Here is a 21,652-nt window from a genome sequence, read left to right as displayed (position 1 = left end):
ATTGTGTTAATTACAATTTAGCAACGTGCTTCGTTAATTTAGATTTTAAATTAGATGCTTTGTTATCATGAATGATATTCTTCTTAGCTAATTTATCAATCATAGATATCACGCTTGATAATTTAGAAGTAGCATCTGTTTTATCAGTAGCTATTCTCAAGGCTTTGATAGCGTTACGAGTAGTTTTGTGTTGGTATCTGTTTAATACTCTTCTCTTTTCGTTACTTCTAATTCTCTTTAAAGCTGATTTATGATTTGCCATTTTATTATTTTTTTATCTTTTACTAATTTTTGTAGTCCGTAAGGGAATCGAACCCCTGTTACCAAGACGAAATCTTGGCGTCCTAACCCCTAGACGAACGGACCATTATCCCCTAAGTTTTTATCAATCTAAAATATTGAAATTGTAGCCCGTAGCGGAATCGAACCGCTCTTACATGGATGAAAACCATGCGTCCTAACCGATAGACGAACGGGCCATACTTCCCTCTAAGTTCAGGAAAACTTTAACATGCAATAAAAATAGTAGCCCGTAGCGGAATCGAACCGCTCTTACATGGATGAAAACCATGCGTCCTAACCGATAGACGAACGGGCCCTGCTTCTCTAATGCGGATGCAAAAATACAACTATTTTTGAAACGTACAATAGTACATGCAAAAAAAATTATTTTTTTTTAATATGCCTTCGCAAATAACACTCTCCCTAATGAGCTTTCACCAGTAAAAACACAGCTTCCCGCTGCTGAAACCCTGTCTAAAGGAATACATCTGATAGTCGCTTTAGTTAAGTCTTTAATCTTCTCTTCAGTTGCTGCAGTTCCATCCCAATGTGCTGATACAAAACCTCCTTTAGTGTCTAAAACCTCTTTAAACTCTTCAAAGCTATTTACTTCGGTAATATGTGTATTTCTATAATTTAATGCTTTCTCGAACAATTCTTTTTGAATTTGTTCCAATAAATCGCTGATGTAAGTCGTAATTCCATCTTTAGAAACTACTTCTTTAGTCAATGTATCTCTTCTTGCTACCTCGAAAGTTCCATTTTCTAAATCTTTTGGACCTACAGCAATTCTAACAGGTACTCCTTTTAATTCCCATTCCGCAAATTTAAAACCTGGTTTCTGAGTGGTTCTGTCATCAAATTTCACGGAGATCTGTAATTTTCGCAAAGCTGCTGTCAAAACATTTACTTCAGCTGTTATTGCTGCCAATTGCTCGTCTGTTTTGTAAATAGGAACAATCACTACCTGAATAGGAGCTAAACTAGGAGGCAGTACCAATCCTTGATCATCTGAATGCGTCATTACTAATGCACCCATCAAACGAGTCGAAACACCCCAAGAAGTCCCCCAAACATATTCTTGCTTCCCTTCGGCATTTGCAAATTTAACGTCAAAAGCTTTCGCAAAATTCTGACCCAAAAAGTGCGAAGTCCCAGCTTGTAACGCTTTTCCATCTTGCATTAAAGCTTCGATACAATAGGTTTCTTCTGCTCCTGCAAAACGCTCCGTTTCGGTTTTCATTCCTTTTATAACTGGCATTGCCATGAAATTCTCGGCAAAGTCAGCATATACATTCATCATTTTTTCGGATTCTTCAACAGCTTCCGCTTTTGTCGCATGGGCAGTATGTCCTTCTTGCCATAAAAATTCTGCTGTTCGCAAAAACAATCTAGTTCTCATTTCCCAACGCACCACATTCGCCCATTGATTAATTAACAAAGGTAAATCTCTGTAAGACTGAACCCATCCTTTATAAGTAGACCAAATAATAGCCTCACTTGTAGGACGAACGATCAATTCCTCCTCTAATTTTGCATTAGGATCAACCATAAGTTTCCCTGGCCTGTCCGGATCATTTTTTAATCTATAGTGAGTTACAATTGCACATTCTTTTGCAAATCCTTCCGCATTTTTCTCTTCAGCCTCAAACATACTTTTTGGAACAAATAACGGAAAGTAGGCGTTTTGATGTCCTGTTTCTTTAAACATTCGATCTAATTCAGCTTGCATTTTTTCCCATATCGCATATCCGTAAGGTTTGATAACCATACAACCTCTAACTCCTGAATTTTCGGCTAAATCGGCTTTAACAACCAACTCGTTATACCATTTTGAATAATCTTCTGATCTTGTAGTTAAGTTCTTACTCATGTTGAATAGTTTGGCACAAATTTTGCATTAATGTTTTTTAAATAAATAGTTCAGCAAAACTAACTATTTTTGTAATGTCCAACAATAAAAACTCCATATATATGAAAACTAGTACTCTTTCCTTCCGAAACCCGACGATATATTACATTGTTGGATTTTTGAGCGTCCTGTTGACATCTTGTGGCTCCTACCAAAACAGTTCTTACTATGATTCTGACGGAATATATGGTAACGCTCCAAGAAAAACTGTTGAAGTAGAGACGCAAAATGCTCCAAATAATCAATATAAAGACTATTTTGGGTCTTTACAGAACACTAATCAGCCTGTTGAAATTTTTACAGATGTAGACAATTACAATGATTACAACATAGGAAACGATAGCCTACAAGACTATACCAACTATCCCGGATGGGGCAGTAATCCTCAAACTGTAAGTATAAACGTTTACGACAATGGATGGGGAATGAATAACTGGTACGGAAATAACTGGGGATGGAATGGCAGTTACGGTTGGGGCATGAACGTTGGTTTTGGCTGGAATAATTGGTACGGTAATAATTGGGGCTGGAATAACTGGTATGGAAATAATTGGGGTTGGAATAACTGGTATGGAAATAACTGGGGACATTCCAATTACTATAATAATAGAAATTATTCCTATAACGCAAGCAGAAGAGGTTCTTCTTACACCAACAACGCAAACAGTAATCGAAATTACAGCAGTCGAAATTCAGCAAATTACTCCCGAAATCAAAGTAATACCGTTAGCGGAAGATCCAATAATTCAAATTACAGAGGAAATACCAATACTAATCTCAGAAGAAGTACTACAAACGGATTCAATAGAACAAGTCCAACATTTTCAAGAAATCAAGGACAATCACGAAACAATTCTTATAACAACCCAAGCAGAAGGTCCAACACGAATAGTCCCCGTAGCCAAAATAACTCTCCCAACAGATCTTATACTCCAAGTTCAAGAAACGACAACAATTCCAGATCATATACTCCTAGCTCAAATAGTTCCGGATCAAATAATTCTGGAAATTCTGGTGGCGGTGGCAGATCTTCTGGTGGCGGAAGAGGCGGCAGAGGATAATAATTATTTATATCCATTCCTATTTTAATATTAAATTAAACTTTACGAATTAAAAATGAAAAAATATATATTTTTATTAGCTTTAGGCTTCTCTGCAAGCATTGCTCAATCACAAGAAATATCAGATGCTATGCGTTATGCACAGGACAACCTGAACGGAACAGCTCGTTTTAGAGCAATGAGTGGTGCTTTTGGAGCTCTTGGTGGTGATTTATCCTCTCTAAATGTAAATCCTGCGGGTTCTGCAGTATTTACAAATAACCAAATGGCTCTTACCTTAAGTAATTTTGATACAAAAAACAACTCTAATTACTTTGGCAACACAACAAGCGAGAAAAACAATTCCTTTGATTTGAATCAGGCGGGTGCAGTTTTTGTTTTTAACAACAGAAACTCAAATAGCAATTGGAAAAAGATTTCACTGGGTGTTAATTACGAAAACACAACTAATTTTGATAACGGAGTTTTTTCTGCCGGAACCAATCCGAACAATTCTATAGGTGATTATTTTTTAAGTTACGCTAACAATTCCAATAATGGAGCTCCGGTATCTCAAGAATTTGTAAATCTGGAACCTGGAGAATCCATTTCAGATTTATATTCATTTTTAGGAAGTAATTTACCAAACAATCAATACCCTAATTTAAATGGATTTGCAGCGCAACAAGCATTTTTAGGTTACCAAGGCTTTATTATTGATCCCGATGATGAAACCAATAATAATTCTCCTTATTCCTCGAATGTTCCAGCAGGAGGTAATTATTACCAAGAAAATTCCGTTTACAGTACAGGATATAACGGAAAATTATCTTTTAATGCCGCAACATCATATAAAGACAAATTATTCATTGGACTGAATTTGAACTCCCATTTCACTGACTTTCACAAATCATCTACTTTTTACGAAGAGAACAACGCTCCATTAACAGCTGATTACACTGTAACCAATTTACGTTTTGAAAATGACTTATACACTTACGGAACTGGATTCTCCTTTCAACTGGGAGCAATTGCAAAGGTTTCTGATGAAATTCGTTTAGGTTTGGCTTACGAATCATCTACATGGTATAAATTAAATGATGAACTATCTCAAAGTCTGGTCGCAGTAAGCAGCGCTACTAATGAAGATGACACCAATGATGTAGTAAATCCTCAGATTGTTAATATTTACGAGCCTTATAAGCTACAAACTCCAAGTAAACTAACTGGAAGTTTCGCTTATATTTTTGGAAAATCTGGCTTGCTAAGTGTTGATTATGCAATTAAGGATTATAGCAACACTAAATTCAAACCTGAAAACGATCCTTATTTTAATGATCTAAATAGCGATATGAATTCAACATTAGATACTACTGGCGAACTAAGAATAGGTGCTGAATATAAAATTGAGGCTTTGAGCTTAAGAGCAGGATATCGTTACGAACAAAGTCCTTATAAAAACGGAGTTACTATAGGTGATTTGACCGGTTATTCAGCAGGTTTAGGATACAGTTTTGGTTCTACAAAAGTAGATTTAGCGTATTCTTACGCCAAAAGAAACTCACAACAAGGTTTTTTTAATCACGGCTTTACAGATGGTGCCAGTATTGATGCCATAAACAACAATGTTTCAGTAACATTATCATTTGAATTGTAATCAATCCAACAAATAAAATTTAAAATCCGTTTCGTTATCATGGAACGGATTTTTTTTAGCCCTGATGGCAGTGGAAATCCTCCCGTTTTTTCGGGAGATTGCAACGTACAGCAGGAATAGCTCTATAAAAAACACAAAGATTTATGGTCCTAAAAATAAAAATTGTAATTTTGCAAAATTCCCAAATTATCGGGATTCTAATGTTATGAGAACTAAGTCTTTAAAAAAGAATAAAATCAACGTAATCACTCTTGGGTGTTCGAAAAATGTGTATGACAGTGAAGTGCTAATGGGACAGCTTCGCGCAAGCGGAAAAGACGTTACTCACGAAGCTCCGGAAGCTGAAGAAGGAAATATTATTGTAATAAATACTTGTGGATTTATTGATAATGCTAAAGCAGAATCAGTAAATATGATTCTGGAATATGCTGACAAGAAAGAAAGAGGATTGGTCGATAAAGTATTCGTTACAGGGTGTTTATCGGAACGCTACAGACCTGATTTAGAAAAAGAGATACCAAATGTAGATCAGTTTTTTGGAACTACAGAGTTACCACAATTATTGAAAGCTTTAGGAGCTGATTATAAGCATGAATTATTAGGAGAAAGATTGACTACGACCCCGAAAAATTATGCTTATTTAAAAATTTCTGAAGGATGCGACAGACCATGCAGCTTTTGTGCAATTCCATTAATGCGAGGGAAAAATGTTTCACAAACTATTGAAAAACTAGTTAAAGAATCGGAAGGATTAGCTAAAAACGGTGTAAAAGAATTGATCTTGATCGCTCAGGATTTAACTTATTACGGTTTAGATCTTTACAAAAAAAGAGCTCTTGGCGAATTATTGGAAGCTTTAGTAAAAGTAGAAGGAATCGAATGGATTCGTCTGCATTATGCCTTCCCTACCGGTTTCCCGATGGATGTTCTGGAAATCATGAAGCGTGAGCCTAAGATTTGCAATTATATTGATATTCCGTTGCAACACATTTCAGATTCTATTTTGAAATCAATGCGTCGTGGAACTACTCAAGCAAAAACAACAAAATTATTGAAAGATTTCCGTGAAGCAGTTCCCGGAATGGCTATTCGTACGACTTTGATTGTAGGATATCCAGGAGAAACGCAAGAGGATTTCAATATATTGAAAGATTTTGTTCAAGAAATGAAGTTTGACAGAATGGGTTGTTTTGCTTATTCTCATGAAGAGAATACACATGCGTACTTACTGGAAGATGATGTTCCAGATACCGTAAAACAAGAGCGTGCAAACGAAATTATGGAATTACAGTCGCAAATTTCTTGGGATTTAAACCAAGAGAAAGTGGGACAAACATTCAAATGTATCATTGACAGAAAAGAAGGTGGGCATTTTGTAGGAAGAACTGAATTTGACAGTCCAGATGTAGATAATGAAGTCTTGATTGACGCATCAAAACATTACGTAAAAACGGGCGAGTTTGTAATGATCAAAATTATTGAAGCAACAGAATTTGATTTGTACGGAGAACCATTATAATTTTTCTAAGACGATTTTAATCCATTTTAAAACTAAATATGAAACCATTTCAATCACTATTAATCATCGCATTTGTATTATTATCTACAAATATAATTTCTGCACAATACGGTAATGGCGGATATGGAAACGGTTACGGCAATGGATATGGAAGTAATCGTAGAATGAATAGTGGAATGGATCAATCCAGAGCTCAGGACAAACCAAAAGAAATTCCCGTTGAAGTAACGGTTGGAAAAATAATGGAGCGACTAAAACCGGAACTCATTCTTGATGAACTTCAGGTAATTGCAATCTCTAATATCTTTAACGAAAGTATAAGAACACAAGGCATGCTTATAAAAGCAGAAGTTAGCCAAGATGAAAAAATAAAAAACATTCAAGCTCTTTCAGAATCTACTGATAGAAAAGTCATGGAATTATTAAACAAAGACCAAAAGGAGAAATATATCGTTCTAAATGAAGAAGCTAAAAATCCTAAAAAATCGAAATCTAAGAAAAAATCTAATTAATCGATTTTTTGTCTGTTGCTAAATATAAACCTACATGAACAAAATTTTTTATTACCTTATTTTAGTCATTATCACTGCTTCTTGCTCAACAAATCCTTATAAAAAGAGTGAAAAAATTTATGACAACAAGCTCAAAACATTAAAAAAAACCATTTCTAATAAAGAGTCACAGCCATTACCCGTTATTCCTCATGTAGAAATAAACATTGATACATTATACACTAAACAGCTGCACACCTATAAAGATACTATTTTCAAAATGGGGTCAACGCCTTTGCAAAACGGTATTAATACAGAATGGATAGGAACCGTTAATTTTAATTTACGAAAGCCTAATTTTATTATCATTCATCATACGGCACAGGATTCATTACAACAAACACTAAAAACGTTCACAAAAATTGAATCCCAAGTGAGTTCCCATTATCTAATTTCGGATGATGGTAAAGTAGTCCAAATGTTGAATGATTACTTAAGAGCCTGGCATGCAGGCTTTGGTACTTGGGGGAAAAATACCGATATTAATTCTACATCAATAGGAATTGAATTGGACAACAATGGATCTGAAGTTTTTTCTGAATTACAAATCAATAGTTTATTGGCGCTTTTAACCAAACTAAAAAAAGATTACAATATTCCTGTTCAAAACATTATTGGTCACGCAGATATTGCACCAACCAGAAAAAAAGACCCCAGCCAATTGTTTCCCTGGAGAATATTAGCGGAGAAAGGTTTTGGCATTTGGTCTGATGAGTTTTTAGAAACTGCTCCAACTGATTTTAATGTAGAACAAGGATTGCGAATTATAGGATATGACACTAAAAATCTACCCGCCGCAATAACCGCTTTTAAACTACATTATATTCAAACAGAAGTCAATGACCTATTAGATGAAAAAACAATAAATACCATTTATTCTATTTATAAAAAACAATAAGTAGTTTATACATTCTACAATAAAAACGGTTTTTTGAATCTCTCAAAGAACCGTTTTCTATTTCAAGTTTTTCTTATAGTTACCTTTTGAAGCACCTCAGAAATCTAAACAAAAAAAGCTGCCAAAATACTCGAAAGCATCTTGACAGCAAAAAAAAAATATTATCTTAATTCTAGAACGAATAAGTTGTTGCAAGTAACGCATAAGCTGTTAAACCTTTTGGAGCTGCATCACTGTTTGTGAAGATATCTTCTGAAGCCTTATCAACACGAAATTCAGGAATAATAGTCAAGTTTCCTACCTTATAATTTAGTGATAAAGTATTACCTATAACACTAGTTCCAGCAAGTAAACCAAGCCCAGCAGTAGCCTCTTTAGCATCTAAGTACTCAAGTCTGTACGCTAAACTTAATGTTTCTTTCAATGCTAAATTTGCATATCCTACTAAAGCAAACCATTCTCCATCCAATGAACTATCAACGTCATTATTTGTCATAGCATAAGTACCGTTGAATCCTAAAGAGAATGTATCACTCACTTTTTTCGAACCTACAAAATCAAATTGTGTTTTATTCTCATCAAATGCAGGATTACTACTTCCAGAAGTAACATTGAAATACGCACTTCCAGTATCACCAACATATCCTAATTGACCTATGAAAGTTTTTTGGCTTGAACCCGCTTCAATTGTCGTCTTGAAATCCGTTGGATTTGAAACTCCAGCCATGAAACTGAATTTCCCTGACGTATATTGTGCTTTTACTCCAGTATTAAAGAATGGACCGTAAGTAAATGCGTAAGACATACTGTAATTTTTATTATCTACCGCATCCAATAGTTCATATCCAATATGAGTTCCAAAACTACCCGCAGTAACTTTAAATTTATCCGAAAACTCGTAAGTGAAATTCAATTGTTTAATCATGAAAGTTGATTCAGCATCATTATAAGTAAATTGAGCCGCTCTGTTTCCAAACCCTAAATCAACAAAAACAGATGCTTTACCCATTTTATGAGATGCTTCGATAGAGGCCATCCCTAATTCGAATGAATTGTGAGAATTTGTAAAACTGGTTAAACTGTTGTCTACACCAGAAAAATCATATTTATAATAGGCATCAGCAGATCCTGCAAAAGTAGTTGAAGGTGGCGTTGGAGCGTCTTGCGCGAAAGTTAAACTTGTTGTTAGCATTAATGCTAGAATAGCTAGGCTTTTTTTCATCTTTAATTGGTTTTAATTAGTAATCTAGTTTGGTAATTATTTTGATCTTAGTTAATACATTTTAAAAAATTCTAATACTTATAATCAAGAAAACAGCTTTTATATTGGCTTTTTTTAATGTTAAATATTCTTGTTTCTGAAGCGAATTTATTAACTTTTATTTCACTTGAATTACTATTTAGTACTTTTCTATCTCGTTTTCAGAAGAATTATCAATACCGAAAAATCATCAAAAAATAATAAGCATTTCGTATTTTAAAGCATCAATTTTAAAAATTCAATAATTAATTTTTAGACACATACCCCTAATTATTTTACTTAAAATTTAAAAATAAAATTTAAAAATCATTTTTTTAAAGACATTTACGCAAAAAATAAAAACAAACCCCTATAAAAATACACTAAACAATAAATAATATATTTTTAAAACAAACTGCTGATGCATTTATTTTTTTTAAACTAAGATACCTACATCCAATATTTTTATCTTTAGAAACACAATTTACACCAACTATTAAAGCATCTATATTAACAATTATAAAAACCCAATCGCATTATCATTAATGCTTATTTTATGAAAATTTTAATGGTATATAAATTCCTTTTTTAGTAAATTTCGAGCATGTTTCGTTTAGCACTTAAAATCTCCGTTTTACTATTATTTGTCGCTTTTTCCTTTGTTTGGATAAGTGACGAATTTTCAATGTTTTCTAATGAAAATAAATATGATTTGTACGAGCAATCCGAAAAAAATTCTGAAGAAAATAATTTGGAAAGCAAATCAAAAACACTTTTTATAGATACAATTGAAAGTGTCAATTGTTTCGAATACTACTCTTTTAATAAAAACAGAATTAATTCTTTCGATTTATTTGTAGTCAAAGAGTTTGTTTTAAAGAATCTGACTCCTCCGCCAGAAATAGTTTAATCCATATTTCTTTACAAAAAAACTACAAACATATGTCCCAAATTAAAAATGGGTTCTTATACATATCCTATTATACAAACACATGAAAAATTTATTTACAGCGTTCACTCTTTTATTTACAGCGTCATTAATTGCGCAAACACATCAAATTATTAAACATGATGGCGAAACAATTGAAGTAAACTTTATTAAAACAGAAAATAATTTAGTTTACTATACTTTACCCAAAAGCTCTGAAGAAAATACAATCAGTCAATATGCAGTAGCACAATTAAATGAAAAATCAAAAAATGATTCTAAAATCATATCTGAAAAAATTCAACTCGATGGAAAATCCGATTATAAAAAAGTTATCGTGCTAAAAAAACATCAAACTATCGGATTGAAAGAATCTGGGATGATAACTAGTTTTTACGGAGGGACGAAAGGAGAATCTCCCTTATCGTTTTCAGATAACGGGGAAATACGATTAAAACAAAATGCCGCACTTAAAGGATCTCCATTTATTGTGATACTTTCCAATAAACCAAAAGATTTAAAAGCGGCTATCTATACCTATTAATAAGGCGCAAATCAAACAATCTATTTTATGACTTGGTACTTAAATAAATTGAGGAATAGATTGAATAAAAAATCGAGAACAGATTTGTTTTAAATACAATTCCAGTTCTCGATTCTTTCAATATAATACGTACTAAATACTATTATTCAATAATCAATGATTTCATATTCATAAATTCTTTAATTCCTATTGCACCTAATTCTCTTCCGTAACCTGATTTTTTTATTCCTCCAAAAGGAACCCTGGAATCAGATCGTACTAATGAATTCACAAACACATTCCCGGCTTCAATTCTCCTTGCCAGTCTATACGCTTTTTCGCGATCTTCAGTCCAAATTGCAGCAGCCAATCCATATCTATGATTGTTGGCAATAGTTATAGCATCATTTTCATCTTTTGCCCTTATAATTGTAGCCAATGGACCAAAAGTTTCTTCCTGAAAAGCAATATTATTTGAATCTACAAAATCAATTAATGTCGGTTGGAAATTACAATCTTCCCGCTCACCTCCTAGTACTAATTTAGCACCTTGTTGTAATGATTTTTTCAACTGATTTGCTAATTTTTCGGCTAAATCTAACCGAGCCAGAGGGCCCATATTAATTCCTTGCTGCAATGGATTCCCTTGTTGCAAAGATTTTATTTTTTGGGTAAAAAGCGCAGCAAATTCATCCGCTACTTTCTCAGTGACAATAAATCGTTTGGCACAAATGCAAGCCTGACCGGCATTTAACATTCTGGATTGTGTTGCAACCGTTGCTGCTTTTTCAAGATTTGCGTCATTCAAAACTATAAAAGCATCTGAACCACCCAATTCCATCACTGATTTTTTGATGTGCTTTCCTGCCAATGCAGCTACAGATGAACCCGCCATTTCGCTTCCGGTCAAAGTAATTCCATGCACAATATCCGAAACTATTACGCTTTCGACTTGAGGAATATCAATCGTAATTTGCTGAAAAACGCCTTCAGGAAAACCAGCTTCCAAAAACGCATTCTCGATTGCTTTGGCACAGCCAATAACATTTGGAGCGTGTTTTAAAAGGGTTACATTGCCCGCCATAATTGCCGGTGCGGCATAACGCAATACTTGCCAAAAAGGATAATTCCAAGGCATAATTGCAAAAACAGCGCCCATCGGATCGTAAACAGACATGCTTTTGAAAGGCGTATCATAATGTTCATCCTTCAGCATTCTCTCGGCATTCTCTGCATAGAAATCACAGTTTCCAGCTGATTTTTCCACTTCAGAAATACTTTCAGATAACACCTTACCCATCTCATTGGTTATCAACAAACCCAGTTCCTCTTTCTTTACTCTAAGAATATTGGCTAGCTTTTTTATCAGATCAGCTCTTTGCCCAAATGTGGTTTGTTTCCAATTTTTGAATGCACACTCTGACAATTGCAGTTTTTGATTCAATTGTACATTTGTCAATACTTCATGTTCAGCTATAATTAGTTGCGAAAACGGATTTATCGATTTAAAAACCATGCGTTTGTTATTTAAATTCTTGAAATATAAGTTTTAGAAAATTAATCCGCAATTTGAAATTATTTCTAATATCAATGTGTCCAGACCAAAATTTAAATCTAGTAAAATTACAGCTATTAACGGGAGGAAAAGTTTAAAAAACCGCAAGAATGAGACAAACCTGTCTTTGAAAATTTTGAAAAATTTTAGAAATAAGTAAAAACAAGACAATCAAAAGTAGTATTTCAAGCTTAAGCGTCCTGAGTTTTATTTAGTTCCTTAAAAACAGTATCCAGCATTTCAAATACTTTTTCCTTATCCAGTGGTTTTGTAATACAGTCCATAAAACCAAATTGCATCATTTTTTCTTTCTCTTCAAATGAGGAATAAGCTGTTTGGGCAATAACGGGAAGTTCCGGTCTTATTATTTTTATTTTTTCGTAAGCTTGATAACCATCTAACACAGGCATTTTTATATCCATGAATACCAAACTAATGTTTGGGTTTTCAGTACAAATAGCTATTGCTTCTTGTCCGTTTTTAGCTCTTAGAACAGTATGGTTTTTTAATTCTATAATTTTTTTCAACAACAAGAAATTAATGGTATCATCTTCTGCTACTAAAATAATTTCATTCTCATAATTCCTGAAAAAAGATTTTACTTTTTTGGGTTTTATTGCTTTAAATGTTTGATCTAATTTTAATGGTATTGTAAATGAAAAAACGGAACCCAATCCAATTGTAGAACTAACCTTTATTTCTCCGCCTAACATTTCAACATACGCTTTTGTAATTGACAACCCCAGACCTAATCCTGATAATTCGCTAGATCCATCGCCTTCAATTCTTCTAAATCTATCAAAAATCATTTTTAAATAATTTTCGCTGATTCCCATACCAGAGTCTTCAATCTTAAATTCTAAAACTTCTTTTTCTTTGTTTATTGAATATCCAAAAGCGACAAAACCTCTATCCGTAAATTTTAACGCATTAGTAATCAAATTAACTATAATCTGTTTCAGTTTCGTTTCATCCGTTAGAATATTTTCCTGAAGTTTTTCCGGATTTTCAAGAATATAAAATTGAATTTCTTTGTCTTTAGGAATCGTAACCTTGATGGAATCATACAATTCTATAATACACTTTTCTATATCTAATCCTTTATAATTAGGCATAATTTGATTTGCATCAATCTTAGACATTTCGATAAGGTCTTCAATAATTGAAACCAAATTACCGCCACTATTTTTTATGATTTTTAAATATTCTAATCTCTCCTTCTCCTCTAAATTTGTATCATGAAGTAAATCACTGAATCCCATTATGGCATTCATAGGCGTTCTGATTTCATGCGATAAATTAGCCAAAAAAGAAGATTTTAATGTATCACTTTCTTCCGCTTTTTGCTTGGAAATTTCTAATTGTTTCCGTTGATTGCTGTTTTCTTCAAATAGGTTTCCAATGTATCCAAACTCTCCTTGGGATCTTTTCAAACTATTAATGGAACTCATATTACCCGTTTCAAGAATACTCTTGATTAACTTTAATGGATTATAAACCCATCTTTTCGTGTAATAAACGTAGACAAAAATGTTAATCAAGGAAACTAGAACAACAATAAAAAGAATCTCTTTTGTGTTCGTGTAATTTAAATTGAAAGGTCTTTTAAAAAGTAATTTGGCTACAGCTCCATTTTTCCAATCTTTTAAATCTATGCCTACAATAACAAAATCATCTTCATTTGCAATTGCATAATCACTTGAAACTAAATTAACTTTCGAGCTGCTTATATTCCCTAAAGCATTAAAAAATGATTCGTCTAAAAGTCTTGCTATAAAAAAATAACCGGAAGGCTTTGTTTTATTCTTTTTAGGATCATTTGAAGGATGAATTGTTGCCCCAAAAACCTCGACAACACCCTCTGGAATTTTTATATAAAATCTTTCAAGTTTCGATTTATAAAGCGCTGACATCATCTCTTTTGGAATAAAATCAAGACTTTTAATCTTAGAAGAAGCTGTTTTATTGATTATTTTTTGATCTAAACCATAAATACAAATGTAATCAGCTTCATACGATTCGAATTGACTTAAAATATATTTATCAAACCACTTTTTATCTTTTGTTTTTGTAAAATTAACCAACTCATCCCAATAGGTAACATCAATAATAGTAGCTGTAGCCGTTTTAGAATTGAGTCTAAACAAAGACTTTACTTCTTTATCGTATTGATTGTATGTAGTTTTGTAAAAATGACGTTCTTCTTGAACGGTATAAAGGTAAAGCGAGATGTAAATTAGAAAAAAGAAAATACTTGTTGAAATTATCAACAACAGTAGTTTAGAATACGTATTTAAATTAATCAATCTCTTCATGGAACACATAGAATCTAAAAAAAAACTAAAATACAGCTTCCATTTTTGTAAGATATATCACTTTTTTTCTATAGCGCAAGTTAACCTTTTTTATTATACAAAAAAACTCCATCGATTTAAACCAACGGAGTCCATTTTAATAAAGGTTTATTTATCAACGGTATACTTTTTGCAAAAGTGATTAAACCTTGATTCCTCACTCTTCTAAATCTTTATTTTTCGCATTTTGATCAAACTTTTTTAATTATCCCAAAATCTTCTCAATATCTAATAATTCAGCTGCGGAAAAATTCAGATTTTGTAAACTGTCAATATTATTATTTAATTGACCAACGGAACTGGCACCAATCAAAACCGAAGTAATTCGGTTGTCTTTTAATAGCCAAACCAATGCCATTTGAGCCAAAGACTGGCTTCGTCTTTTCGCTATTTCATTCAACGCTACAATCTTTTCAACTTTTGCCTCAGAAACTTCTTCTAATTGCAAATGTCCGTTTGGATTTGAAGCTCTTGAATTTTCAGGAATCCCTTTCAGGTATTTATCCGTTAAAAGTCCTTGTGCCAAAGGTGAAAAAGCAATACAGCCTACTCCTTTTTCTTCGAGAACATCTAGTAATCCCGCCTCAGGTTGTCGAACAAACATAGAATATTTTACTTGATGAATCAAGCAAGGTGTTCCCAATCGTTTCAAGATTTCGGCAGCTTCTCTGGTTTGTTCTGTATTGTAGTTGGAAATCCCTGCATATAACGCTTTTCCGCTTCGCACGGCATAGTCCAAAGCCATCATAGTCTCTTCCAAAGGCGTTTCCGGATCAAAACGATGTGAATAAAAAACATCTACATATTCCAGATTCATGCGCTTCAAACTCTGGTCTAAACTCGACAACAAATATTTTCGGGAACCCCAGTCGCCATAAGGACCGTTCCACATGGTGTAACCGGCTTTGGTCGTAATTACAATTTGATCCCGCAGATTTCCCTGAAAATTATTTTTCAGTATTTTACCAAAATTAGTCTCTGCCGAACCCGGAACCGGACCATAATTATTAGCCAAATCAAAATGGGTAATTCCTTTATCAAAAGCTGCTTTGACAATGTTCTCCCCATTTTCAAAATTATCCACCGAACCGAAGTTATGCCATAATCCTAAAGATATTTGTGGCAGTAATAAACCGCTTTTCCCACATCTGTTGTATTTCATTTTTTAAATTTAAAAAAAGGAAAGATAAACATTTTATTTAAAAATCATGGATTTAAAAACATCAAATTGTAGTCGAAACAAGCTCAGATTCAGTCATAAATAAACTCGATTTATCAAAGACAAATCGAGTTTTTAACATTTTAAACAACCTTTAAAGCCTAAATAACAATTCCTTTAAGTGTCAATACTTTTGGCGTTCCTTCGGCATTTGTTGTAACTGTAACCGTTTTTGTAAATGCACCTTTATTGGCCGCATTGTAGGTTGCAGTAACTTTTCCAGATTTCCCAGGAAGAATTGGTGTTTTGGTATAATCGGTTGCTGTACAACCGCATGACCCTTGTACGTTAGTGATTATTACCGTTGTTTTTCCTGTGTTTTTAAATTCATAATTAATGGCTTTTGGTGTGTTTTGAGGAATTTGACCCACATCTATACTCTCACTTTTCCATAAAATGGATGAAGCAACAGACGAAACTTTTGACACCAAAGCATTTGCTGGGGCGATGGCAGAAAATGACATTAATCCTAGAGTTAATGCCAACATTGAAATTTTGATGATTTTCATAATTTGATTTTTATAATGGTTATATAATAGATTACTTCATTTGAACATACCAAAAGTAGATTAGAAAATTTTCACTTCCTGTTAAGCGGTTTCAAATGTTTGTTAACGACTTGTTAATGGTTATATTTGAAAGTAATTTTGATTAATATTACACTTTCTAAACCCATTTTTTACTTGACATTAGCATACCTGAAAATTATTCGTAAATACCCATTAAAATATGCGAATTACATATGACCGATAAAAAAACAATGAATTTCTACATATGAAACTAAACAAACTCAACAGTATCATTATTCTTGGAATCATTGCCATCGTTGGTATTCTGGTGGCACAACTCCTTTGGACCAAAGAAGCTTTTACTATTGAGGAAAAAAAGTTCAGCCAAAAAACACATATCGCCTTACTTGAGGTTGCCAAAAAATTATATCATGGTACTAACCACGATTTGCCCACAGAAAATCCCATAAAAAAAATATCAAATGATTATTATGTAGTGAATATTGATAATGATTTTGAACCCGAAATTTTAGAGTTTTATCTAAAATCCGAATTCAAAAAAATGAATCTCACGACAGATTTTGAATATGCCATGTACAATTGTCAAAGCGATGAAATGGTGTATGGAAACTATATTTCTTTATCGGACAAATCAAAAGGAAAACAATCTATCTATTTCCCAAAACATAAAAATTTAGTATATTATTTTGCCATTCGTTTCCCCAATGAAACCACTTATTTGTTTAGTTCGCTGCGGTTTTGGTTTGTACTTTCGATGGTGTTAATTCTTATTTTACTGATTTATGTCTATTCTATTTTTACGCTTTTACAGCAAAAAAAATATTCCGAATTACAACGGGATTTCATTAATAATATGACGCATGAATTCAAGACGCCGTTATCATCAATTTTGATTGCTTCCAATTATTTAATCCAGCAAAAACCCATCAAAGAGGATAAAAAACTTTACACCTATGCCGAAATTATTATCAATCAAAGTAATAAACTAAACCAGCACATAGAACAAATTTTGACAATCGCCAAATCCGATTATTCTCCTATAGAATTGAATACAGAAAATATTGCGATAGTTCCAATAATTGAAAATGCTATCGAAAACATCAAATTAAAATATCCTGAAATTACAACAACAATCAAATCGGATTCGTCTGATTACACAATAATTGCAGACTCCTTTCATTTCAATAATCTAGTTTACAATCTCCTTGACAATGCCGCAAAATATTGCAATGCAAAACCCGAAATTGTTATCCGATTATCGAAAGAAAATCAAGTGCTGAAACTCGAATTTATTGATAATGGAATCGGAATTTCAAACAAAAACCTCTCTTTCATATTCGACAAGTTCTATCGAATTCCGAGTGAGAAAAGCAATGAAGTCAATGGGTTTGGATTAGGTTTGTATTATGTAAAAAAGATTTGCAATTTGCATCAGTGGAAAATCAACGCCACCAATAATCTCGAAAAAGGCATTACCCTAACCATTTTAATTCCTAATAAACAATGAGCACTTCTAAAATTCTTTATGCCGAAGACGATGCGACATTAGCATTCCTGACCAAAGATAATTTGGAGCAAAACCACTATGAAGTGACGCATTGTTGTAATGGAAAAACGAGTTTAGAAACCTTCAAAAAAGGCAATTTTGATATTTGCATTCTGGATATTATGATGCCAAAAATGGACGGATTCGAATTAGCCACTGAAATTAGAAAGGTCAATATTGATATTCCTATTATATTCCTTTCGGCAAAAACCTTGAAGGAAGACCGCATCAAAGGACTCCGTTTGGGCGCCGATGATTATCTCGTAAAGCCTTTCAGTATTGAAGAATTAATCCTAAAAATAGAGGTTTTCCTGAAACGTTCCCATAAAAATAATACTGCTGAGAAATTGATTTATGAAATCGGTAAATACCAATTCGACACCAAAAATTTTATTTTATTCAATACGTCCGAAAAAATACCCCTCACGCAACGCGAATCCGAACTCTTGAAATTATTTCTAGACAATAAAAATGCAGTTCTAAAACGAGAACAAATCCTTACTTCACTTTGGGGCGACGACGATTATTTTATGGGACGCAGTCTGGATGTTTTTATTTCCCGCTTGCGCAAAATACTTGCCAACGAAAAAGGAATTGCAATAGAAAATTTACACGGGATTGGGTTTCGGTTCGTATTAGAAAAATAATTCAGAAAACATAAAGCAAAAAAACCACCTTTATCAGGTGGTTTCTTCAATTCTATCCAACAATTACAAAGGAATATTCCCGTGTTTTCTATTAGGAGTAACACTCACTTTATTTTCGAGCATACTAAAGGCTTTTATCAATTTACGCCTTGTGTCTTGCGGTAAGATTACCTCGTCTACAAAACCACGTTGCGCTGCAGTATATGGGTTCGCAAACAAATCGGCATATTCTGCTTCTTTTTCCAAAAGTTTTGCTTCATGGTCTTCGGCTTCGTTAATTTCTTTCTTGAAGATAATTTCACTCGCACCTTTGGCTCCCATCACGGCAATTTCGGCAGTTGGCCAAGCAAAATTCATGTCGGCACCAATGTGTTTCGAGTTCATTACATCATAAGCACCACCATAGGCTTTACGCGTAATTACGGTCACTCTTGGCACGGTTGCTTCGCTTAAGGCATACAACAATTTCGCACCGTGAACAATAATCCCGTTCCACTCTTGATCGGTTCCCGGCAAAAATCCCGGAACATCCACCAAAACCAATAAAGGAATATTAAAACAATCGCAAAAACGGGTAAATCGAGCTGCTTTTTTCGAACTGTTCACATCAAGACAACCAGCTAAAATCATCGGTTGGTTTGCTATAATTCCAATGCTTTTTCCTCCCAATCGAGCAAAACCCACAAGAATATTTTCAGCATAATTTTTATGAATTTCAAAAAACGAATCTTCATCAATAATACCACCAATCACCTCATGCATGTCGTACGGTTTATTGGGATTATCCGGAATAATAGTTGCTAATTTGGTACGCACCTCATCATTCAGTTCGTAAGGCAAATTATGTGCTTTTTCTTTATTGCTCTGTGGCAAATAACTCAACAAGCGTTTCAAATCTTCCAGACATTCCACATCATTGGTCGAAGTGCAATGTGCCACTCCTGACTTGGTCGAATGCGTGCTCGCACCACCCAATTCCTCCGAAGTTACGGTTTCATTGGTTACGGTTTTTACCACATTCGGCCCTGTTACGAACATATAACTGGTATCTTCAACCATCATCGTAAAATCAGTCATCGCAGGAGAATACACGGCTCCACCGGCGCAGGGACCCATAATTGCAGATATCTGTGGAATTACTCCTGAAGCTTGTACGTTTCTATAAAAAATATCGGCATACCCGCCCAAAGAACGTACGCCTTCCTGAATACGCGCTCCTCCAGAATCATTCAGTCCAATCATCGGCGCTCCCATTTTGACTGCCATATCCATGATTTTACAGATTTTCTCGGCATGCGTTTCGGATAACGAACCACCAAAAACCGTGAAATCTTGGGCAAAAATGTAAACCAGTCGTCCGTTTATTGTTCCATATCCCGTAATGACACCATCTCCGTAATACAGTTCTTTTTCCATTCCAAAATCAGACGTTCGGTGCGTCACCAACATCCCGATTTCTTCAAAAGACCCTTCGTCCATCAAATAATTGACACGTTCTCTCGCCGTTAGCTTTTTATTGGAATGTTGTTTTGCAATTCTATTTTTACCGCCACCCAAATGAGCTTCGGCAATTTTATCGTTTAATGTATTTATTTTGTCTTTCATATTGTTCTTTTTTAACCGCCAATTCGCCAATTTTATTTAAAGCCATTAAGAAATTAAGTTTCATTTAGAAAAGCAGTATTTAATTTTCCTTAACCTCTTAATGGTTTAAAACAATTAGTTTAATTTAGTAAGCGTACTATTTTTTGATCTTCAAAATACTGTTTCAACGCCACCAAAGCAGCGATTTCGGCTTCTTGTGCCATTTGACTTTTCAATACATCAGCATTATAGTAGTTCTTTACGAAATGCGTATCGAATTTTCCGGAACGAAATGCCTCATGCTCAAAAACAAATTTCCCGAAAGGCAACGTCGTCTGCACGCCTTCCACATGATAGTTATCAATCGCATTAATCATCAATTGAATCGCTTCTTCACGGGTTTCTCCATAAGTAATCAATTTGGCCAACATAGGATCGTAATAAATGGGAATATCCATCCCTTGTTCAAAACCGTTATCCACACGAATTCCTTCACCAACAGGCAATTCATACACATCCAAATGACCTACGCTAGGCAGAAAATCGTTCATCGGATCTTCGGCATACACACGCAATTCCATCGCATGTCCTTTTATTTTTAAATCTTCTTGTTTGATTGCCAATGCTTCTCCCCTGGCGACTCTGATTTGCAGTTCCACCAAGTCGGTTCCGGTAATCCATTCCGTAACGGGATGTTCCACCTGCAAGCGGGTATTCATTTCAAGAAAGTAGAAATTATTGTTCTCATCCAATAAAAACTCGACAGTTCCAGCTCCTAAATAATCACAGGATTTGGCTACCAAAACAGCCGCTTCACCCATTTTTTTACGCAATTCCGGTGTTAAAACCGAAGAAGGCGCTTCTTCAATTACTTTTTGATGACGACGCTGGATGCTGCATTCTCTTTCGAATAAATACAACACATTACCATGACTATCTGCCATTATTTGAATTTCGATATGTCTTGGCGAGCCCACATATTTTTCAATAAAAACCGAACCGTCTCCAAACGCAGCAATTGCTTCACTTATAGCACGATCCATCTGGGATTCGAAATCAGTTTCACTTTCTACCACCCGCATTCCTTTTCCACCACCTCCGGCAGATGCTTTAATTAAAATTGGAAAACCAATTTCCTTGGCAACGACTTTTGCTTTTTCGACATCAGTAATGGCTTGGTCAAAACCGGGAACCATTGGAATATTGTATTGCTTAACGGCGTCTTTGGCTGCCAGTTTACTCCCCATTATTTTTATCGCTTTCGACTTTGGACCAATAAAAATGATGTTATTTTTCTCCGCTTCTTCAGCAAAATCAGCATTTTCACTCAAAAATCCATAACCTGGATGAATGGCATCTACGTTTAAAGATTTTGCAACCTCTATAATTTTACTTCCTAACAAATACGATTGACTCGAAGGTGCTTCTCCAATCCAAACGGCTTCATCGGCAAATTTTACGTGCGGTGCATTTCTGTCGGCAGTAGAATATACTGCTACAGTTTTAATACCCATTTTTTGTGCGGTTTTCATCACCCTGATGGCGATTTCCCCTCTATTGGCAACTAATATTTTTTTCATTTTTTATTTTTTAAACCGCAGATTCACTAATTTTCATTCTCCTATACCAATTATGGGTATAAATAAGTCCAACCACTTAGACATTTT

At 34.2% G+C, this 21,652-nt stretch carries 18 protein-coding genes and 3 tRNA genes; 9 read left to right on the top strand and 12 right to left on the bottom strand.

Features of this window, described 5'->3' with window-relative positions:
- Nucleotides 1–10: 10 nt before the first annotated feature.
- The 5 genes from rpsT to proS form a co-directional block, all read right to left on the bottom strand.
- A complete protein-coding gene (gene rpsT / locus E0H99_RS13110) occupies nt 11–262 on the bottom strand; it encodes a 30S ribosomal protein S20 (protein ID WP_035673520.1) in 252 nt (83 codons plus the stop codon).
- 32 nt (nt 263–294) lie between these two features.
- A tRNA-Glu gene (locus E0H99_RS13105) sits at nt 295–366 on the bottom strand.
- Nucleotides 367–407: 41 nt separating this feature from the next.
- Nucleotides 408–479 (bottom strand) — tRNA-Glu (locus E0H99_RS13100).
- A 47-nt stretch (nt 480–526) separates the two neighbouring features.
- Nucleotides 527–598: transfer RNA gene (locus E0H99_RS13095), tRNA-Glu, on the bottom strand.
- Nucleotides 599–676: 78 nt separating this feature from the next.
- Entirely contained in the window at nt 677–2,155 is a 1,479-nt protein-coding gene (proS, locus tag E0H99_RS13090) for a proline--tRNA ligase (RefSeq protein ID WP_131996292.1), read from the bottom strand.
- 101 nt (nt 2,156–2,256) lie between these two features.
- On the opposite strand from proS, the gene E0H99_RS13085 reads away from it, so the two are divergent.
- The 5 genes from E0H99_RS13085 to E0H99_RS13065 all read left to right on the top strand — a co-directional run bounded on the left by E0H99_RS13085 (nt 2,257) and on the right by E0H99_RS13065 (nt 7,859).
- Nucleotides 2,257–3,255, top strand: coding sequence for a hypothetical protein (locus E0H99_RS13085; protein ID WP_131996289.1), 999 nt, complete (start codon nt 2,257–2,259; stop codon nt 3,253–3,255).
- A gap of 55 nt (nt 3,256–3,310) precedes the next feature.
- A complete protein-coding gene (locus E0H99_RS13080; RefSeq protein WP_131996286.1) occupies nt 3,311–4,891 on the top strand; it encodes an OmpP1/FadL family transporter in 1,581 nt (526 codons plus the stop codon).
- A 205-nt stretch (nt 4,892–5,096) separates the two neighbouring features.
- Nucleotides 5,097–6,410, top strand: coding sequence for a 30S ribosomal protein S12 methylthiotransferase RimO (rimO, locus tag E0H99_RS13075; protein ID WP_131996283.1), 1,314 nt, complete (start codon nt 5,097–5,099; stop codon nt 6,408–6,410).
- A gap of 38 nt (nt 6,411–6,448) precedes the next feature.
- Entirely contained in the window at nt 6,449–6,922 is a 474-nt protein-coding gene (locus E0H99_RS13070; protein ID WP_131996280.1) for a hypothetical protein, read from the top strand.
- Between the two features lie 34 nt (nt 6,923–6,956).
- On the top strand, nt 6,957–7,859 hold the full coding sequence (locus tag E0H99_RS13065) for an N-acetylmuramoyl-L-alanine amidase (RefSeq protein ID WP_131996277.1): 903 nt from the start codon (nt 6,957–6,959) through the stop codon (nt 7,857–7,859).
- 172 nt (nt 7,860–8,031) lie between these two features.
- Here E0H99_RS13065 and E0H99_RS13060 read toward each other — a convergent pair whose 3' ends face one another.
- Nucleotides 8,032–9,081, bottom strand: a complete 1,050-nt coding sequence (locus tag E0H99_RS13060) for an outer membrane beta-barrel protein (protein ID WP_131996274.1) — start codon at nt 9,079–9,081, stop codon at nt 8,032–8,034.
- A gap of 622 nt (nt 9,082–9,703) precedes the next feature.
- Between E0H99_RS13060 and E0H99_RS13055 the strand changes: the two genes are divergently transcribed.
- Both E0H99_RS13055 and E0H99_RS13050 read left to right on the top strand, forming a co-directional pair.
- Nucleotides 9,704–10,009: a hypothetical protein gene (locus tag E0H99_RS13055; RefSeq protein ID WP_131996271.1), complete on the top strand. Its 306-nt coding sequence runs from the start codon at nt 9,704–9,706 to the stop codon at nt 10,007–10,009.
- Nucleotides 10,010–10,091: 82 nt separating this feature from the next.
- Complete coding sequence (locus tag E0H99_RS13050; protein ID WP_131996268.1) at nt 10,092–10,571, top strand: hypothetical protein; 480 nt, start codon at nt 10,092–10,094, stop codon at nt 10,569–10,571.
- A 142-nt stretch (nt 10,572–10,713) separates the two neighbouring features.
- Here E0H99_RS13050 and E0H99_RS13045 read toward each other — a convergent pair whose 3' ends face one another.
- The 4 genes from E0H99_RS13045 to E0H99_RS13030 all read right to left on the bottom strand — a co-directional run bounded on the left by E0H99_RS13045 (nt 10,714) and on the right by E0H99_RS13030 (nt 16,187).
- Complete coding sequence (locus E0H99_RS13045) at nt 10,714–12,066, bottom strand: NAD-dependent succinate-semialdehyde dehydrogenase (protein ID WP_131996265.1); 1,353 nt, start codon at nt 12,064–12,066, stop codon at nt 10,714–10,716.
- A gap of 230 nt (nt 12,067–12,296) precedes the next feature.
- Nucleotides 12,297–14,420: an ATP-binding protein gene (locus E0H99_RS13040; protein ID WP_165930178.1), complete on the bottom strand. Its 2,124-nt coding sequence runs from the start codon at nt 14,418–14,420 to the stop codon at nt 12,297–12,299.
- Between the two features lie 244 nt (nt 14,421–14,664).
- Nucleotides 14,665–15,621 (bottom strand): aldo/keto reductase, encoded by a 957-nt coding sequence (locus tag E0H99_RS13035; protein WP_131996260.1) that lies wholly within the window; start codon nt 15,619–15,621, stop codon nt 14,665–14,667.
- Nucleotides 15,622–15,779: 158 nt separating this feature from the next.
- On the bottom strand, nt 15,780–16,187 hold the full coding sequence (locus E0H99_RS13030; RefSeq protein WP_131996257.1) for a DUF1573 domain-containing protein: 408 nt from the start codon (nt 16,185–16,187) through the stop codon (nt 15,780–15,782).
- Nucleotides 16,188–16,452: 265 nt separating this feature from the next.
- Here E0H99_RS13030 and E0H99_RS13025 point away from each other — a divergent pair, with 265 nt between their 5' ends.
- Nucleotides 16,453–17,715: a sensor histidine kinase gene (locus tag E0H99_RS13025; RefSeq protein WP_131996254.1), complete on the top strand. Its 1,263-nt coding sequence runs from the start codon at nt 16,453–16,455 to the stop codon at nt 17,713–17,715.
- Nucleotides 17,712–18,401, top strand: coding sequence for a response regulator transcription factor (locus E0H99_RS13020; protein ID WP_131996251.1), 690 nt, complete (start codon nt 17,712–17,714; stop codon nt 18,399–18,401). The genes E0H99_RS13025 and E0H99_RS13020 overlap by 4 nt, the downstream gene beginning before the upstream one ends.
- Nucleotides 18,402–18,464: 63 nt before the next feature.
- Here E0H99_RS13020 and E0H99_RS13015 read toward each other — a convergent pair whose 3' ends face one another.
- Both E0H99_RS13015 and accC read right to left on the bottom strand, forming a co-directional pair.
- On the bottom strand, nt 18,465–20,006 hold the full coding sequence (locus E0H99_RS13015) for an acyl-CoA carboxylase subunit beta (RefSeq protein WP_131996248.1): 1,542 nt from the start codon (nt 20,004–20,006) through the stop codon (nt 18,465–18,467).
- A 119-nt stretch (nt 20,007–20,125) separates the two neighbouring features.
- Nucleotides 20,126–21,565 (bottom strand): acetyl-CoA carboxylase biotin carboxylase subunit, encoded by a 1,440-nt coding sequence (gene accC, locus E0H99_RS13010; protein WP_131996245.1) that lies wholly within the window; start codon nt 21,563–21,565, stop codon nt 20,126–20,128.
- Between the last annotated feature and the right edge of the window lie 87 nt (nt 21,566–21,652).

This window comes from Flavobacterium sp. GT3P67 (assembly GCF_004349155.1).
GTDB classification, from domain to species: Bacteria; Bacteroidota; Bacteroidia; order Flavobacteriales; family Flavobacteriaceae; genus Flavobacterium; species Flavobacterium ranwuense.
This window is presented reverse-complemented; position numbering and strand designations above follow the sequence as displayed.

Excerpts from the sequence above, each read along its gene's own strand:
- rpsT (WP_035673520.1), bottom strand. The coding sequence starts at position 262 with ATGGCAAATCATAAATCAGCTTTAAAGAGAATTAGAAGTAACGAAAAG.
- proS (WP_131996292.1), bottom strand. The coding sequence starts at position 2,155 with ATGAGTAAGAACTTAACTACAAGATCAGAAGATTATTCAAAATGGTAT.
- E0H99_RS13085 (WP_131996289.1), top strand. The coding sequence starts at position 2,257 with ATGAAAACTAGTACTCTTTCCTTCCGAAACCCGACGATATATTACATT.
- E0H99_RS13080 (WP_131996286.1), top strand. The coding sequence starts at position 3,311 with ATGAAAAAATATATATTTTTATTAGCTTTAGGCTTCTCTGCAAGCATT.
- rimO (WP_131996283.1), top strand. The coding sequence starts at position 5,097 with ATGAGAACTAAGTCTTTAAAAAAGAATAAAATCAACGTAATCACTCTT.
- E0H99_RS13070 (WP_131996280.1), top strand. The coding sequence starts at position 6,449 with ATGAAACCATTTCAATCACTATTAATCATCGCATTTGTATTATTATCT.
- E0H99_RS13065 (WP_131996277.1), top strand. The coding sequence starts at position 6,957 with ATGAACAAAATTTTTTATTACCTTATTTTAGTCATTATCACTGCTTCT.
- E0H99_RS13060 (WP_131996274.1), bottom strand. The coding sequence starts at position 9,081 with ATGAAAAAAAGCCTAGCTATTCTAGCATTAATGCTAACAACAAGTTTA.
- E0H99_RS13055 (WP_131996271.1), top strand. The coding sequence starts at position 9,704 with ATGTTTCGTTTAGCACTTAAAATCTCCGTTTTACTATTATTTGTCGCT.
- E0H99_RS13050 (WP_131996268.1), top strand. The coding sequence starts at position 10,092 with ATGAAAAATTTATTTACAGCGTTCACTCTTTTATTTACAGCGTCATTA.
- E0H99_RS13045 (WP_131996265.1), bottom strand. The coding sequence starts at position 12,066 with ATGGTTTTTAAATCGATAAATCCGTTTTCGCAACTAATTATAGCTGAA.
- E0H99_RS13040 (WP_165930178.1), bottom strand. The coding sequence starts at position 14,420 with ATGAAGAGATTGATTAATTTAAATACGTATTCTAAACTACTGTTGTTG.
- E0H99_RS13035 (WP_131996260.1), bottom strand. The coding sequence starts at position 15,621 with ATGAAATACAACAGATGTGGGAAAAGCGGTTTATTACTGCCACAAATA.
- E0H99_RS13030 (WP_131996257.1), bottom strand. The coding sequence starts at position 16,187 with ATGAAAATCATCAAAATTTCAATGTTGGCATTAACTCTAGGATTAATG.
- E0H99_RS13025 (WP_131996254.1), top strand. The coding sequence starts at position 16,453 with ATGAAACTAAACAAACTCAACAGTATCATTATTCTTGGAATCATTGCC.
- E0H99_RS13020 (WP_131996251.1), top strand. The coding sequence starts at position 17,712 with ATGAGCACTTCTAAAATTCTTTATGCCGAAGACGATGCGACATTAGCA.
- E0H99_RS13015 (WP_131996248.1), bottom strand. The coding sequence starts at position 20,006 with ATGAAAGACAAAATAAATACATTAAACGATAAAATTGCCGAAGCTCAT.
- accC (WP_131996245.1), bottom strand. The coding sequence starts at position 21,565 with ATGAAAAAAATATTAGTTGCCAATAGAGGGGAAATCGCCATCAGGGTG.